This is a genomic window from Arthrobacter humicola, from assembly GCF_022803015.1.
GTDB lineage: Bacteria > Actinomycetota > Actinomycetes > Actinomycetales > Micrococcaceae > Arthrobacter > Arthrobacter humicola_A.
This window is the reverse complement of the sequence record NZ_JAFKON010000002.1, coordinates 265,203-279,270: the sequence shown is the minus strand read 5'-3', so window position 1 is coordinate 279,270 and position 14,068 is coordinate 265,203. Positions and strand designations below refer to the sequence as shown.

The following is a 14,068-nucleotide window of genomic DNA, read 5'->3' as shown; positions in this document are numbered from 1 at the left end:
CGAAAGCGAATCCCCATGCACCCCGTGCACCTGCGTTCTGCCGGCACCAGCGTCCTGCTGGCCTTCGACTCCGGCGAGGCCGAGATCGTCCACTGGGGCGCCGACCTCGGCGAACACCTCCCCGATCTGGCGATCCTCCGCGGGCCGGTCCCGCACTCCGCCCTCGACATCCCCGTCGCCGCCGGACTGCTCCCGCAGGCCTCCTCCGGCTGGGCCGGGCGGCCGGGCCTGCGCGGGCACCGGAACGCCGACGGCGGCCCCGGCCTGGACTTCTCGCCGGCCCTGCGGGTGGTTGCCGCCCAGATGCAGGACGGCGGGCGCACGGTGGTGATCATCCACCGGGACTCCGAGGCCGGACTCGAGGTCAGTTCCGAACTCACCCTGCACCCCGGCGGCCTCCTGGAGCTGGCTCACACGCTGACCAACAGCGGCACGGCCGAATACCAGCTCGACGAACTCGCCACGGTGCTGCCGGTGCCGCGGGACGCCACAGAACTGCTCGATCTCACCGGACGCTGGTGCCGCGAAAACCACCCGCAGCGGCACGCCGTCCAGCAGGGCACCTGGGTCCGCACCGGCCGGCACGGCCGGACCGGCCACGACTCGTCCCTGCTGGTGGCAGCCGGGACCGCCGGCTTCGCCAACCGCACAGGCCAGGTCTGGGCCACGCACCTGGGCTGGAGCGGCAACCACGAGCAGTACCTCGACAGCCTCGCGGACGGCCGGCGCATGCTCGGTGCCGCCGAGCTGCTCGGCTCCGCCGAAGTGGTGCTGCGCCCCGGCGGCAGCTACCGGACGCCGTCGCTCTACGCCGCCTACTCCGGCCGCGGCCTGGACGGCATCACCGAGGCCTTCTACCACTGGTTCCGTGCCCGGCCGCAGCATGTGGACACCACCTCCGGCCGGGTCCGCCCGGTGGTGCTGAACACCTGGGAGGCCGTCTACTTCGACCACAGCCTCGAGCCCCTGCTCGAACTCGCCGAAGCGGCCGCCGGGCTCGGCGTGGAACGCTTTGTCCTCGACGACGGCTGGTTCCGCGGCCGCCGCGACGATCACGCGGGCCTTGGCGACTGGTACGTCGACGAGGGTCTGTGGCCCGAGGGCCTCACGCCGCTGATCGACGCGGTCACCGGCCACGGCATGGAATTCGGACTCTGGGTCGAACCCGAAATGGTCAACCTGGACTCCGACGTCGCCCGCGAGCACCCGGACTGGATCGTGGGCCCGTCGCTGCTTTCCCACAAGGACGGCGGCCGGCTTCCGCACGCCTGGCGCCATCAGCACGTCCTGGACCTCGCCAACCCGGAGGCCTGGCAATACATCTACGGACGCCTCGATGCCCTGTTGCGCGAGAACAACATAGCCTACCTCAAATGGGACCAGAACCGCGACCTAACCGAGCACGGCCGCGGCGGCCGGCCGTCCGTCCACGAGCAGACGCTGGCCGCGTACCGTCTCTTCGACGCGCTCAAGGCAGCCCACCCGGACGTGGAGATTGAAAGCTGCTCCTCCGGCGGGGCCCGCGTGGACCTCGGCATCCTGCAGCGAACCGACCGGGTGTGGGCCTCGGACTGCAACGATGCCCTGGAGCGCCAGACAATCCAGCGCTGGACCCAGGCCGTCCTCCCACCCGAACTCGTCGGATCACATGTCGGCCCCACCACGAGCCACACCACGGCCCGCACCCACGACATCTCCTTCCGCGCCATCACCGCCCTCTTTGGCCATTTCGGCATGGAGTGGGACATCCGCGCAGCCACGGACGAGGAACGGGCCACGCTGCGCCGCGCCATCGCGCTCTACAAGCGCCACCGCGCACTGCTCCACTCCGGCAAGCGCGTCAACGCGGACACCGCCGAGCCCACCCTGAGCGTCCACGGTGTAGTTGCGCACGACGCCGGCGAGGCCCTGTTCGCTGCCGTGTCCCTGGCCTCCGCCCCGGCTGAGGTCCCCGGACTGGCCTCACTGCCGGGCCTTGACCCGAAGCGGAACTACCGCGTCCGGGCCGAACTGCCTACCCTTCTCGACGGTGACTACGCGCACACCTTCTCCCAGATCCGGCCGCCGGCCTGGCTGGACGACGGGGCGGTTGCCACCGGGGCCTTCCTGCAGCACGTCGGCCTGCCCCTGCCGGTCCTGAACCCGGAGCACGCCCTGCTCCTCCACGTCCAGGCCCTCTGACCGTCCGGTCCCGCCCCCTGCTTCCGGGCCGGGCACCGCACGTCCCCTCACTTTCGAAGGAACCCCATGACCAGCATCATCAGCCGCAGCGACGCCCCGGCGTCGGTGTCCGCGGTGACCAGTACGCGCCTCGCCGATGGGCGTGAACTCCTGTATTTCGACGATACTTCCCATCCCCTGCAGCGCCCGTCGAGGGACCGCCGCGACCTTCCCGAGCGTGGCCCGTCCGGGGAAATCCGGTACGACGCGCTGACCGGGGAATGGGTGGCGGTCGCCGCGCACCGGCAACACAGGACGCATCTTCCGCCGGCGGACGAGTGCCCGCTGTGCCCGAGCACCGACGCGCGGCCCTCGGAGATCCCGGCGGATTACGACGTCGCCGTGTTTGAAAACCGCTTCCCCTCGCTCGGTCCGGATCTCGCCGCCGCCCCGGCAGCGCCGGGCTGGGGTACCCGCGGGACCGCCGGCGGCCGGTGCGAGGTCGTAGCCTTCACGCCCGAGCACACCGGGACGTTCGCCGCACTCAGCACCCGGAGGGTGCGCACCGTGATCGACGCCTGGGCACACCGCACCGAGGCCCTGAGCGCGCTGCCCGGCGTCGCGCAGGTGTTCTGTTTCGAGAACCGCGGCCAGGACATCGGCGTGACACTGCACCATCCGCACGGCCAGATCTACGCCTACCCCTACGTCACGCCGAGGAGCGCGGTGATGGCCGCGGCCGCCCGGCAGTTCCATGAGGCGGCGTGCGGGACGGCCACCCTGACCGGGGCGATTTTAGCGAGTGAACGTGCCGACGGCGCCCGGATGGTGCTCGAGGGCGAATTCTTCAGCGCCTACGTGCCCTTCGCGGCACGCTGGCCGCTGGAAATCCATCTGGTCCCGCACCGCCAGGTTCCGGACCTCGCCGCGCTGACCGGCGCCGAGCGTGATGAGCTCGCCGTCCTCTATCCGGACCTGCTGGGCCGCCTCGACAGGCTCTACGGCAGCCCGACGCCGTATATCAGCGCCTGGCACCAGGCCCCCCTTGACCCGGTGCTGCGCCGGTCCGGGTACCTGCACCTGCAGCTCACCTCCCCCCGGCGGGCCGCGGATAAACTCAAGTTCCTGGCCGGCTCCGAGGCCGCCATGGGCGCCTTCATCAACGACACCACTCCCGAAGAGGTCGCAGCCCGGCTCCGGGACGCCAGGACAGGAACGGCATGACCACCACCGACACCGCAGGAACGGCCCTGGCGGACACGCTGACCCGCGCCTTCGCCGGCCACTTCGGCCATGACGCCGACGGCGTGTGGCAGGCGCCGGGACGGGTCAACCTGATCGGCGAGCACACGGACTACAACGACGGCCTTGTCCTGCCGTTCGCCATCAACCGCTCCACCACCGTGGCCGTGTCGGCCCGGGCGGACCGCACCGTGCGGCTGGCCTCGGCGTTCGCGGCCGCTGACCCGGTCGAATTCGATCTCGATACCTTCGCTCCGGACCAGGCGGCCGGCTGGTCCGCGTACCCGGCCGGCGTGGCCTGGGAGCTGGAAAGGGCCGGCATCACGGTGCAGGGCTTTGACCTGTACGTGACCTCCGATGTCCCGGTCGGCGCCGGGCTGTCCTCCTCCGCTGCCCTGGAATGCGCCGTCGCGTTGGCCCTGTCCGACCTCACCGGAGCGGGCCTGGGCCGAGCCGAACTGGCGGACATCGGGCGGCGGGCCGAAAACAACGTCGTCGGCGCCCCCACCGGGATCATGGACCAGTCCGCGTCGATGCTCGGCACCCGGGATTGCGCCGTCTACCTGGACTGCCGCGACCTCAGCTCGCACCCGGTGCCGCTCGGCCTGGCGGAGTCCGGGCTTCTCTGCCTCGTGATCGACACCAAGGTCTCGCACGCCCATGCCACCGGCGGGTACGCCGAACGCCGGGCCTCCTGCGTCCGGGGCGCCCGGGTCCTGGGCGTCGGCGCCCTCCGCGACCTCGACGCCGCCGATCTGCCGCGGGCCGCGCGCATCCTCGACGACGTGACGTTCCGCCGGGTCCGGCACATCGTCACCGAGAACGAACGGGTCGCCCGGACCGCGGAACTGCTCACGACCCATGGGCCGCTGGCAATCGGAGACCTGCTGGACGCCAGCCACCGCTCCATGCGGGACGACTTCGAAATCTCCTGCCCGGAACTGAACCTGGCCGTTGACACCGCGCGCGCCAACGGGGCCATCGGGGCCCGGATGACCGGCGGCGGGTTCGGCGGCTCCGCCATCGCCCTGGTTCCAGTGGACGACGCCGATCAGGTCCGGTCCGCGGTCCTGGCCGGCTTCGCCGTCCGGAGGCTGCAGGCACCCGATGTCTTCGCCGTCCTGCCGGCAGAGGGGGCGCGCCGGCTGTGATCAGGCCGCCGGCGGGTGGTCAGCGGCCGAAGCCGGGGCTGCGCGGCTCTCTGCTGGGTCCCGGCCATCAGTACTTCCTCAGATCCAGCGGGTCCTGGCCGTACCAGGGCTTGCGCAGCAGGGCGGTGGCGGCTCCCAGAACACGCCGCAGCTCCTCCGTGCTGTTCGAGAGGGACCTCAGCACCAGCCCGGCCGTTCCCAGCACGGCGGCGGTGAGCGAGATGCCGGTATGGGCGCCGAGCCCGGCCGTGATCTCGTGGAGTTCGTCGGCAAGGGCTTGGTCCACCCGCGGGTCCACGACGATCAGCGACCCCAGATGGCTGAAGCCCTCCATGAACGCCAGGCCCGTTACATCGCCCAGGGGCGGCCGGATGAGCACGTTGTCCAGGGCCAGCAGCCCGCCCGCCTCCCCGACGGACGCCTCCGACTCGACCCGGATCTCGGTCCGCAACCGCAGCTCCTCGTACCGGAACGAGGCCCCGTCCGGCGACCACCCCGGGGTCACAATTTCGGCCATGATGAGGCTCGACGACGGCCGCACCGTCACGTGCGTATTCTGCCGGTAGCTGGCCTCCCGGTAGGCGATCACCTGATCCGGGGCGAGCTCCAGCCGAGCCCCCTCCCCGAGCCGCAACCGCATCCGCTGTTCGGCAAAGGATCCCGGAGTTCTGTAGATCTTGGTGGCCGACTGCGTGGCGAGCAGCAGCTTCGCCCCATCGGCCACCTCCACGTCAATCACATACAGGTCAGCCCCCAAATACGCCCCGCCCGGATTGACGAGCACATAACAAACCTGCCCGCTGCCATCCAAGTAATGCGGCCGCAAAACCCTCAAAGCCCCCCGATGGAACTGGTGCGTGGCGACAGAACGTCGCCCACGCTCGGCCACCACGAGTTCGAGCTGACCCATCGGTTCCCGGGCGCTCTGGTTGGCTCCAGCGGCTTCGCCGGATTTGGGGCCGTGCCCGCTTCGCGGTGCCCGCCACGCCGCGGCCCCAAAATCCGGCCTCGCCGCCTCAGCGGTTAGCTCGCCGGGACTGACCCCGGGAGCACTCACGGCGCCAGGTCGAGCATTAGGACGTCCCGCCGCACCCAGTCGATGACGCGGTCCAGCCCCTCGTCGGTCTTGAGGTTGGTGAAGCAGAACGGCTTCTCGCCCCGGAATTCCTTGGAGTCCCGCTCCATGACGGCCAGGTCCGCGCCCACGTGGGGGGCGAGGTCGGTCTTGTTGATGATGAACAGATCGGACTTGATCATGCCCTGGCCGGCCTTGCGCGGGATCTTCTCACCCTGGGCCACGTCGATGATGTAGATGGAAAAGTCCACCAGTTCGGGGCTGAACGTTGCGGAGAGGTTGTCGCCGCCGGATTCCACGAAGATCACCTGCAGGTCAGGGTGCCGCTGCTTCAGTTCCTCGATGGCGGCGGTATTCATGGACGTGTCTTCGCGGATGGCGGTGTGCGGGCAGCCGCCGGTTTCAACGCCGATGATCCGGTCGATCGGCAGGATCCCGTTGGCGGCGAGAATCTTGGCGTCCTCGATGGTGTAGATGTCGTTGGTGATGGCCGCCATGGAGATCGCCCGGCTCATGTGACGGGTGAGCCGCTCCACGAGCTGGGTCTTGCCGGCACCCACCGGGCCGCCGATGCCGATCTTGACGGGCTCAGACATATTCTTCTCCAGACATATTTCGTGTGTAGCTCGGTTAACTCATGAACATGCGGGCGCGCTGGCGTTCGTGCCGCATTTGCGAAATTTCCAGCCCCGGGCTGACGGCCCCAAAGTCATCAGGCGTGAGGTGACTGATCCGCTCGATAGCGGCGGCGACGCCGTCGGCGGCCTTCCGCAGGATCCGCTGGCCGGCGTTCTGCCCCAGCGGGATCGCCCGGACGGCGTTCTGCGTCAACGACGTCACCGCGGCGAACAGGTAAGCGGCAAGGGCCTCGGGGAGCGGTACGTTCAGGGACCGTGCGACGACGGCGAACGCCAGCGGCTGATGCCCGGCGGCACGGCCGGAACCCACCAGCTTCCGGTACTCCGCCAGATCTGCGGACGGAAAGATCTCGGCGCCGATCTCCAGTAGACGTCCGCCCATCTTGGTACTGGCCTCGCGCAACTGCCGGGGCAACAACTGGGCGGTCAACAACGCATCCAGTTCGGCAACCGGAACGTCCTCATAGAGGAACCGGATTGCCAGGGCGTCCGAGTACGTCAGCTGCTGCGAAATGAACGCCGCCAGCCACACCCCAAAGGACTCCTCATCGTGCACCAGCCCGCGCTCCACATACGTCTCAAACCCCAGCGAGTGAGCAAACGCCCCGGTAGGCAAAGCGGAATCCGTCAGCTGCTGCAACGCCAACTGGTAAGTCATAACGGGCTCCACGACGCAAGGCAAGCAGTCGAACCTGCGAAGGCGGGTGATAGGGGTCGCGGCGTGGCGGGCACCGCGAAGCGGGCACGACCCCTATCACCCGCCGCAGCGCTGGCGGCGCCCCAGCCGCGGAAGAGAAAACTAGTGCGAGTGTTCGGCATGGCGGAAGGGTATGGGCATCACGCGCTCCTGGCGGTCGTGGGGCGCTCCGACGTGTTTGAGATAGTCCTCCACGGTGTGGTCGTACTGGCAGACCATCACCTCCGCCCCGTACTCCGAGGACGCGTCGAAGAACTGGGCCTGCAGGTGCCGGTTGCCCAGGGAGTGGGCCACCATCCCCATCTCGTGGATGGAGCGCGGGGCGATCACCAGGACGTCAGTGGGCAACACCGACACCACGATCATGTTGGTGTCGGCCACGTGCAGGATGTCGCCGTCGCGCAGGTCCCCGGAACCGGCGGGGAGGCGGATGCCGAGTTCCTTCCCGTGGTCGGTGGTGACGCGCTGGATGCGTTTGACCAGCTGGGCGCTGGGCAGCACCACCTTCTCCCGATGGAGCCCAAAGTAGGGGTCCGGACCGGGAGGGAGGTCGTGGGTGTTGCCGAGGACCTTTTCGATGATCATGGTGGTCTCCTCTGGAAGCCTAGAAAAGGAAGTAGCGCTGCGCCATGGGCAGCACGTCTGAGGGCTCGCAGGTGACGTCCTCGCCGTCGACGCTCACCTGATACGTTTCCGGGTCCACCTCGATATCAGGGGTGGCGCCGTTGTGCTTGAGGTCCGCCTTGGTGAGGTTCCTGATTCCGGACACCGGCCGGATGACCTTCTCCAGTCCGAGCTCCGCCGGGACCCCGGCGTCGATGGCGGCCTGGGAGAGGAAGGTGATGGAGGACTGCTGCAGCGCCTTGCCATAGGCGGCGAACATCGGCCGCATGGTGCGCGGCTGCGGGGTGGGAATGGAGGCGTTGGCGTCACCCATGAGGGCGTAGGCGATCTGGCCGCCCTTGAGCACAAGGTCCGGCTTCACCCCGAAGAACGCGGGATCCCAGAGCACCAGGTCTGCGAATTTGCCGACCTCCACGGAGCCGATGGAGTCTGCCATGCCCTGCGCGATGGCGGGGTTGATGGTGTATTTCGCCACGTAGCGCTTGATCCGGAAGTTGTCGCTCTCCGCGCCGAGGCCGGAAGGGGCGCCGTGGCTGCCGGCTGCGCTATCCCCTGTGTCGTCCCTCTGGGGGTCTTTGAGGACGCCGCGCTGTTTCTTCATCTTGTCCGCCACCTGCCAGGTGCGGATGATCACCTCGCCCACCCGGCCCATGGCCTGGGAGTCCGAGGACGTGATCGCGAAGATGCCCAGGTCCTGCAGGACGTCCTCGGCGGCGATGGTCTCGGCGCGGATGCGGGAGTCCGCGAATGCCACGTCCTCCGGGATGTCCGGGTTCAGATGGTGGCAGACCATGAGCATGTCCAGGTGCTCTTCGATGGTGTTGCGAGTGTACGGCAGGGTCGGGTTGGTGGACGCCGGCAGGACATTGGGCAACCCGGCGATTTTGATGATGTCCGGGGCGTGGCCGCCGCCGGCGCCTTCGGTGTGGAAGGTGTGGATCACGCGGCCGTCGATGGCCCGGATGGTGTCCTCCACGAAGCCGCACTCGTTCAGGGTGTCGGTGTGGATGGCCACCTGGACGTCGTACTGGTCCGCTACCTGCAGCGACGTGTCGATCGAGGACGTGGTGGAGCCCCAGTCCTCATGGACTTTCAGCCCGATCGCGCCGGCGCGGATCTGCTCGGCCAGGGGTTCGACGGCGGACGCGTGGCCCTTGCCGAACAGGCCGATGTTGATGGGCAGCCCTTCGGCGGCCTGCAGCATCCGCTGGATGTGCCATTTTCCGGGGGTGACCGTGGTGGCTTTGGTGCCTTCGGCGGGACCGGTGCCGCCGCCGACCATCGTGGTCACGCCGCTGCACAGGGCGGCGGGGACCTGGTCCGGGGAGATGAAGTGGATGTGCGAGTCCACCCCGCCGGCGGTCAGGATTTTCCGCTCGCCCGCAATGATCTCGGTGCTCGCGCCGATCACGATGTCCACGCCGTCGGTGATCTGCGGGTTGCCGGCCTTGCCGATCCGGAAGATGTGGCCGTCCCGGAGCGCGACGTCGGCCTTGTAGATGCCGGTGTAGTCCAGCACCACGACGTTGGTGATCACGGTGTCCGGAATGTCCTCATCACGGGTCAGCTGGCCGTTCTGGCCCATGCCGTCGCGGATCACCTTGCCGCCGCCGAACACCACTTCCTCGCCGTAAACGGTGAGGTCCTTCTCGATCTCAAGAAACAGATCCGTGTCGGCCAGGCGGATGGCGTCGCCCGTCGTCGGGCCGTAGAGGTCCGCATACTGCCTGCGGGATAGCTCGAAACTCACTGTGCGTCACCTTCCCCTTCGGAAACGTGGAGTTCGGAAACGTGGAGTTCGGAAACAGGGAGTCCGGTCTTGCGGAGTGTGCCGTTGACTGCGTTGCTGAGGCCGTACACTTCCCGGCTGCCCGCGAGCTCGATCAGCCGGACGGTCCTGCTGTCCCCGGGTTCGAACCGAGCGGCCGTGCCGGCCGGGATGTCCAGCCGGCGGCCGTAGGCGGCCGCCCGGTCAAACTGCAGCGCGGAGTTGGCTTCGGCAAAGTGATAATGCGAGCCCACCTGGACGGGCCGGTCTCCGGTGTTGGTCACCGCGACGTCCACCGCCTCACGGCCGGCGTTGATGACCAGCGGCGCGGAACTGAGAACGTATTCTCCCGGAATCATCGAAGCTCCTAACGGATCGGGTCGTGGACGGTGACGAGCTTGGTGCCGTCCGGGAAGGTTGCTTCGATCTGGACGTCGTGGATCATTTCCGGCACGCCCTCCATCACCTCGTCGCGGCCAAGGATGGTGGTTCCGTAGCTCATGAGCTCCGGAACGGTCCGGCCGTCCCGGGCGCCCTCGATCAGTTCGTAGCTGATCACCGCGACGGCCTCGGGGAAGTTCAGCTTCAGTCCGCGTGCCTGGCGGCGGCGGGCGAGATCCGCCGCGACCACGATCATGAGCTTTTCCTGCTCACGGGGCAAGAGGTGCATGACGGTATCCCTTCAAGAACCGAACCGGCTGGCGGACCGCAGAAGCCGCGGTGTGACCAGAGTAGGCCGCGGAGATTTCCTGCAGGTTTCCGGGACCCGTCAGCCTCTCAGGAGCTGACCGCTGACGGGCCTATCCGGCGATCCGCCAGTGCGCCTGGAATTCGGGGTGGTCCGCATACGGCAGCGCGAGGGTGTGCAGGGAGAGCGTGGTCCATTCGATGACGTCCGGCACCCATCCGGCGTCGGCGGGTTCCTGGCTGACCAACGTGGCCAGCACGGACTGGCGTGCGGATTCAATGATGCCGATGAGCTGGCGCTTGGCCTCGCACTCACGGAGCAGGCGGCGTTCATACCACTCGCCGGAGACGGCAAGTGTGGGGTCGCCGAGCAGCTTCAGGGCGGCGGCTTCGTCTTCTCTAATGCGTGCGGTCAGGAACTCGACGATGTCCACTCACCGAGCCTATGCGCGCCGGTGCCCACAGGGCTACGGCCTGGCGTTTGCCCTTTTTCCTCAGGCCGGCACAAGCCGCGCTTGTTAGGGTGGGTGGATGAAACGACGTCTCGCCGCCCTTGCCGCTGCCGCCTTCTTGATCGGGCTTACCGGCTGTGGGCAAGTGCAGGATGCTACTGAAAAGGCCGTCAACGACGGGGCGTCACAGGTTGCGGCGGCGGCCGGCAATGAAGTGAAGAAGCAGGCCTGCGCCATCGTGAAGAACGGCCTGGTCAGCGCCAGCGACAAGGAACTGCTGGGCGGTCTTGTCAGCAGGGCGAAAGCCGCGGGTGCACCCGCTGAGATCACCACCCCGCTGCGCCAGATCGCCGACTCCGGCGACCAGGTTCCGGCCGAATCCGTCAAGGCCGTTCAGGACGCCTGCGCCAAGTAGCAGACCACGCTGGGAGCGGGTTGCGGCCCAGCGTGTGGAGTCCGGCGCTATGTGGCGGCGAACTGTGATCGCTCGAGGTCGCAGTTTCCGGCGGCAGGTGCCGTCTTGCATGGCATAGGTTTCGAGGCCACCACCGGGCGAACGGATAACTGGGACAATGACGGCTGAAACGGACTTGGCAGGGCGGGAACCTATTCGCGGGTTGGAAGTCCGGCCGTCAGAGCGTGGGCCAAAAGGGCCCGGGCCGTCCATCGCATGGAGTCGATGGCCTCTTCCCGACTGAGACCTCCAACGTCTGTCAGCCATGCCAGGGACTCGATCCCTATGGCACTTCGGATGGCAAGGGCCAGTTGATGAATGTCCTGATCCGTCATTTGTCCCTGCAGTGGCGCAAGCGCCTCAGCGATCCAAACAATCGCCCGTCCCTGCCGGAGGGGAAGGCCAGATACTTCACCGCCTGCCTGCTCCAGCGAAAGCCGCAGCATGGTGCGCTGCTGGGCTTCGGTATCAACAATGATCCTGGTGAACTCGGCCACCACAGCGTCCAGCCGCTCTGCCGCACCCGGAGGCGGAGACTCCGGCAGCAGCGACATGCGTGCCGTTTCCGGGTGGGCGGCCGCCAGTAGCTCCCGCTGGCCGGGGAAATACCTGTAGGCAGTACTCCGCGCAATGCCCGCAGCCTGCGCCGCATCATCCACCGTCGGCGAAACGCCGGACGCGACCAAAGAGCGCGCCGCCCCGACCAAAGCGTCCAGCGTGCGGCGCTTCTGCCCGATCCGACCAACGTCCGCGTAAGCCCTTGACATGATCTTCATGATACATGAGTCTTGTTATGGGACAGGTGTCCCATAAGTCTTCCTACCACTCATCGAGGCGAGCACCATGGAGACGAATAAGACCGCATCAGCACTCGTCCTGCAACCCGGGGAAGGGGCCAGGCGCTGGTTCTTCGGTGGAGGGATACACACATGGAAGGCGACGGAAGACGAAACCGGCGGAGCGTTCCTCATGTTTGAGGACGAGATGGCTCTCGACAAGGTAACACCGATGCACACCCATCCGGACTCGGATGAAACCATGTACATCCTGGCCGGAGAGATCTTGATGAACATTGACGGAGAGGAGCACCGGGTCACTACGGGCGGGGTAACCATCGCACCACGCGGCGTCCCCCACGCGTTCAAAGTCCTTCAGGACGGGACCCGTGTTTTGTGCCTCCACACCCCCGGCAGCGCGCAGGCGTTCTACGACGGCGCCAGCGAACCCCTCGGCTCGAGCAATAAGCCGGGCGTTGTGGACTTTGAGCGCATTCGCGAATCAGGGCGGATAAACGGTGGCATCGAAATCGTCGGCCCTCCTCCGTTTCCCGAGAATCAGGACTGAGGACTCAATTCGCGTGCCGTGAGATATCCCCCACCGCGGCAGCCCTTCATTCGCAGAACTCTCAGCCCTGCTGTTGATCCGAGAGGACTCGAATTCATTCGAGATCCTCCGCCGGTGTAATTGAAGTTGCGAGATCCTCGGCAGCTCTCGAACGACTGCTCCGTCTGGCTATAAGGACCAGTGCGGCGGCACCTGCCAGCCCACAGGCCAGCCCCCGCGTCTAAGGATGAGTGGGGCCTGAGCCGTCGGACACTGTGCCTTGACTCATCGCGGAGCTGGTACGGAAGGCCAGGGGACAGCTCTGATTCACATCGACCTGATACCGGTTTAGGGCCGCCTCACATGGGGTGCCTGCCCCGGCAAACGAGGAGACAGAAAGTAGCCGCAAACCGATCGTGCAGCGGGCGGTCAGGTCGGGTCAGCTGCAGAATTCGAGGCAAGGACGTCATTGCGGATTGCCCAACGCGCGATGGCTGCCGCTGCGCCAACGGTGGCCCAGGGAATCAGTAGCCAGGGCTGCCAGCCGAGGCCCAGGACGCTTCCCAGCAGCCAGAACACGAGGGTGGGCACCGCGAAAAAGGCTCCGATGTGGATCCATTGATTCCGGACCGGGCGCAAAAGATAGGCCAACACCCAGGCCAGTGGCGCCGCAAACACCAGGGAAACTCCGAAGCCATACAGAATCACCATGCCCAAAAAGCCCCATACGTGGCCGGCGTCGGTGCCGTCCCGCCAGGCGGGCACACCATAGCCTGCCGCCACCAGGAGAAGTAGCACGCCGACCCAGAGCGAGGTGGCGATGAGCCAACCCTTGATGAACGCGTAAGCATCGAGGACCACTCCGTGTGACCGAACTGTCGGCGGTTGCACCGCATCCCCTAATGCCATGGGTTTAGCCTACCGATGCGCAAAAAACTTTCCGGCCGTGCCGAGGGTGCGGCAGTCCGATAGGGGATCCTTCACCGGGCAGCTCAGTTGAATCGCGGACCGAAGGCTATGGCAACCAGATCATGGGCAGTTACGGTGGCTCCATGAGGGACAGGATGCTGCCGATCATATGCGGGACGACAGAGTTCAATGACGCCCCTCGACCACGACAAAACGGAAGGCTGGCGCCGTGCGAAAACTGATCTACGGCATGAATCTGACCCTGGACGGCTACATCGCCGCAGCCGGCGACGACATCGGCTGGAGCGCGCCGAGCGACGAACTGTTCCAGTGGTGGCTCGACCAGGAGCGGGCTAGCAGCCTGTCACTGTACGGCCGCAAGCTCTGGGAGACAATGAGGTCCTACTGGCCGACCGGCGACCACCAGCCCAACGCCACCCCGGCGGAGATCGAGTTCGCGCGGAACTGGCGGGACACGCCAAAGGTGGTGTTCTCCTCGACGATCGACAACGTCGACTGGAACACCCGCCTGGTCACCGGCGACGCGATCGCCGAGATCCGCCGGCTCAAGGCCGGCGACGGCGGCCCGATGAGCGTCGGCGGCGCAACGCTCGCCGGGGCGGCCATGCGGGCCGGGCTGATCGACGAATACGCGCTAGTCACCCATCCGGTTCTGGTGGGTGGCGGCACTCCGTTCTTCACCTCGCTGGACAGCTGGGTGAACCTGAACCTGGTGGAGACGCGGACGTTTCCCGGCGGCGTGGTCCTGACCAGGTACGAGACGAGGGGCTGAGCGCGATTCCTCCGCGCGGTCGGGGAAGTACATCCACCACCACTCACCAACCAGCCGCTCGGCGCGTCCTCCCGGAAGGAGACACCCAGCGATCA

At 67.2% G+C, this 14,068-nt stretch carries 16 protein-coding genes; 6 read left to right on the top strand and 10 right to left on the bottom strand.

Annotated features, from left to right (window positions below):
- The first annotated feature begins 15 nt into the window (after positions 1-15).
- The 3 genes from ARTB_RS06250 to galK all read left to right on the top strand — a co-directional run bounded on the left by ARTB_RS06250 (position 16) and on the right by galK (position 4,553).
- Positions 16-2,181, top strand: coding sequence for an alpha-galactosidase (locus tag ARTB_RS06250; protein WP_243178188.1), 2,166 nt, complete (start codon positions 16-18; stop codon positions 2,179-2,181).
- A 66-nt stretch (positions 2,182-2,247) separates the two neighbouring features.
- Positions 2,248-3,384, top strand: coding sequence for a galactose-1-phosphate uridylyltransferase (gene galT, locus ARTB_RS06245; RefSeq protein ID WP_243178187.1), 1,137 nt, complete (start codon positions 2,248-2,250; stop codon positions 3,382-3,384).
- Positions 3,381-4,553 carry a galactokinase gene (gene galK, locus ARTB_RS06240; protein WP_243178186.1) on the top strand — a complete coding sequence of 391 codons (1,173 nt, stop codon included), beginning with the start codon at positions 3,381-3,383 and terminating at the stop codon, positions 4,551-4,553. The genes galT and galK overlap by 4 nt, the downstream gene beginning before the upstream one ends.
- A 67-nt stretch (positions 4,554-4,620) precedes the next feature.
- Here galK and ARTB_RS06235 read toward each other — a convergent pair whose 3' ends face one another.
- From ARTB_RS06235 to ARTB_RS06200, 8 genes are all read right to left on the bottom strand, one after another.
- Positions 4,621-5,337 (bottom strand): urease accessory protein UreD, encoded by a 717-nt coding sequence (locus ARTB_RS06235; protein ID WP_243178185.1) that lies wholly within the window; start codon positions 5,335-5,337, stop codon positions 4,621-4,623.
- Between the two features lie 269 nt (positions 5,338-5,606).
- Positions 5,607-6,224, bottom strand: coding sequence for an urease accessory protein UreG (ureG, locus tag ARTB_RS06230; protein WP_243178184.1), 618 nt, complete (start codon positions 6,222-6,224; stop codon positions 5,607-5,609).
- A 34-nt stretch (positions 6,225-6,258) separates the two neighbouring features.
- Positions 6,259-6,924, bottom strand: coding sequence for an urease accessory protein UreF (locus tag ARTB_RS06225; protein ID WP_243178183.1), 666 nt, complete (start codon positions 6,922-6,924; stop codon positions 6,259-6,261).
- Between the two features lie 141 nt (positions 6,925-7,065).
- The gene (gene ureE, locus ARTB_RS06220) at positions 7,066-7,548 is read right to left on the bottom strand and encodes an urease accessory protein UreE (RefSeq protein ID WP_243178182.1); all 483 of its coding nucleotides are present in this window, start codon (positions 7,546-7,548) and stop codon (positions 7,066-7,068) included.
- A 19-nt stretch (positions 7,549-7,567) separates the two neighbouring features.
- Positions 7,568-9,337 carry an urease subunit alpha gene (ureC, locus tag ARTB_RS06215; protein WP_243178181.1) on the bottom strand — a complete coding sequence of 590 codons (1,770 nt, stop codon included), beginning with the start codon at positions 9,335-9,337 and terminating at the stop codon, positions 7,568-7,570.
- Complete coding sequence (locus ARTB_RS06210; RefSeq protein WP_243178180.1) at positions 9,334-9,714, bottom strand: urease subunit beta; 381 nt, start codon at positions 9,712-9,714, stop codon at positions 9,334-9,336. Before ARTB_RS06210 ends, ureC begins: the two co-directional genes overlap by 4 nt.
- Positions 9,715-9,722: 8 nt before the next feature.
- The gene (locus tag ARTB_RS06205) at positions 9,723-10,025 is read right to left on the bottom strand and encodes an urease subunit gamma (RefSeq protein WP_223914842.1); all 303 of its coding nucleotides are present in this window, start codon (positions 10,023-10,025) and stop codon (positions 9,723-9,725) included.
- Between the two features lie 130 nt (positions 10,026-10,155).
- Positions 10,156-10,476 (bottom strand): DUF6221 family protein, encoded by a 321-nt coding sequence (locus tag ARTB_RS06200; RefSeq protein ID WP_028278211.1) that lies wholly within the window; start codon positions 10,474-10,476, stop codon positions 10,156-10,158.
- Positions 10,477-10,573: 97 nt separating this feature from the next.
- On the opposite strand from ARTB_RS06200, the gene ARTB_RS06195 reads away from it, so the two are divergent.
- Complete coding sequence (locus ARTB_RS06195) at positions 10,574-10,909, top strand: hypothetical protein (RefSeq protein ID WP_243178179.1); 336 nt, start codon at positions 10,574-10,576, stop codon at positions 10,907-10,909.
- A gap of 191 nt (positions 10,910-11,100) precedes the next feature.
- On the opposite strand, the gene ARTB_RS06190 is transcribed toward ARTB_RS06195, so the two are convergent.
- Entirely contained in the window at positions 11,101-11,724 is a 624-nt protein-coding gene (locus ARTB_RS06190; RefSeq protein WP_243178178.1) for a TetR/AcrR family transcriptional regulator, read from the bottom strand.
- A gap of 67 nt (positions 11,725-11,791) precedes the next feature.
- Here ARTB_RS06190 and ARTB_RS06185 point away from each other — a divergent pair, with 67 nt between their 5' ends.
- Complete coding sequence (locus ARTB_RS06185; RefSeq protein WP_028278214.1) at positions 11,792-12,292, top strand: cupin domain-containing protein; 501 nt, start codon at positions 11,792-11,794, stop codon at positions 12,290-12,292.
- A gap of 408 nt (positions 12,293-12,700) precedes the next feature.
- On the opposite strand, the gene ARTB_RS06180 is transcribed toward ARTB_RS06185, so the two are convergent.
- The gene (locus ARTB_RS06180) at positions 12,701-13,180 is read right to left on the bottom strand and encodes a hypothetical protein (RefSeq protein ID WP_156945220.1); all 480 of its coding nucleotides are present in this window, start codon (positions 13,178-13,180) and stop codon (positions 12,701-12,703) included.
- A 229-nt stretch (positions 13,181-13,409) separates the two neighbouring features.
- Between ARTB_RS06180 and ARTB_RS06175 the strand changes: the two genes are divergently transcribed.
- Complete coding sequence (locus tag ARTB_RS06175; protein WP_243178177.1) at positions 13,410-13,973, top strand: dihydrofolate reductase family protein; 564 nt, start codon at positions 13,410-13,412, stop codon at positions 13,971-13,973.
- Positions 13,974-14,068: the final 95 nt, after the last annotated feature.

Excerpts from the sequence above, each read along its gene's own strand:
- ARTB_RS06250 (WP_243178188.1), top strand. The coding sequence starts at position 16 with ATGCACCCCGTGCACCTGCGTTCTGCCGGCACCAGCGTCCTGCTGGCC.
- galT (WP_243178187.1), top strand. The coding sequence starts at position 2,248 with ATGACCAGCATCATCAGCCGCAGCGACGCCCCGGCGTCGGTGTCCGCG.
- galK (WP_243178186.1), top strand. The coding sequence starts at position 3,381 with ATGACCACCACCGACACCGCAGGAACGGCCCTGGCGGACACGCTGACC.
- ureG (WP_243178184.1), bottom strand. The coding sequence starts at position 6,224 with ATGTCTGAGCCCGTCAAGATCGGCATCGGCGGCCCGGTGGGTGCCGGC.
- ARTB_RS06225 (WP_243178183.1), bottom strand. The coding sequence starts at position 6,924 with ATGACTTACCAGTTGGCGTTGCAGCAGCTGACGGATTCCGCTTTGCCT.
- ureE (WP_243178182.1), bottom strand. The coding sequence starts at position 7,548 with ATGATCATCGAAAAGGTCCTCGGCAACACCCACGACCTCCCTCCCGGT.
- ARTB_RS06210 (WP_243178180.1), bottom strand. The coding sequence starts at position 9,714 with ATGATTCCGGGAGAATACGTTCTCAGTTCCGCGCCGCTGGTCATCAAC.
- ARTB_RS06205 (WP_223914842.1), bottom strand. The coding sequence starts at position 10,025 with ATGCACCTCTTGCCCCGTGAGCAGGAAAAGCTCATGATCGTGGTCGCG.
- ARTB_RS06195 (WP_243178179.1), top strand. The coding sequence starts at position 10,574 with ATGAAACGACGTCTCGCCGCCCTTGCCGCTGCCGCCTTCTTGATCGGG.
- ARTB_RS06190 (WP_243178178.1), bottom strand. The coding sequence starts at position 11,724 with ATGAAGATCATGTCAAGGGCTTACGCGGACGTTGGTCGGATCGGGCAG.
- ARTB_RS06185 (WP_028278214.1), top strand. The coding sequence starts at position 11,792 with ATGGAGACGAATAAGACCGCATCAGCACTCGTCCTGCAACCCGGGGAA.
- ARTB_RS06180 (WP_156945220.1), bottom strand. The coding sequence starts at position 13,180 with ATGGCATTAGGGGATGCGGTGCAACCGCCGACAGTTCGGTCACACGGA.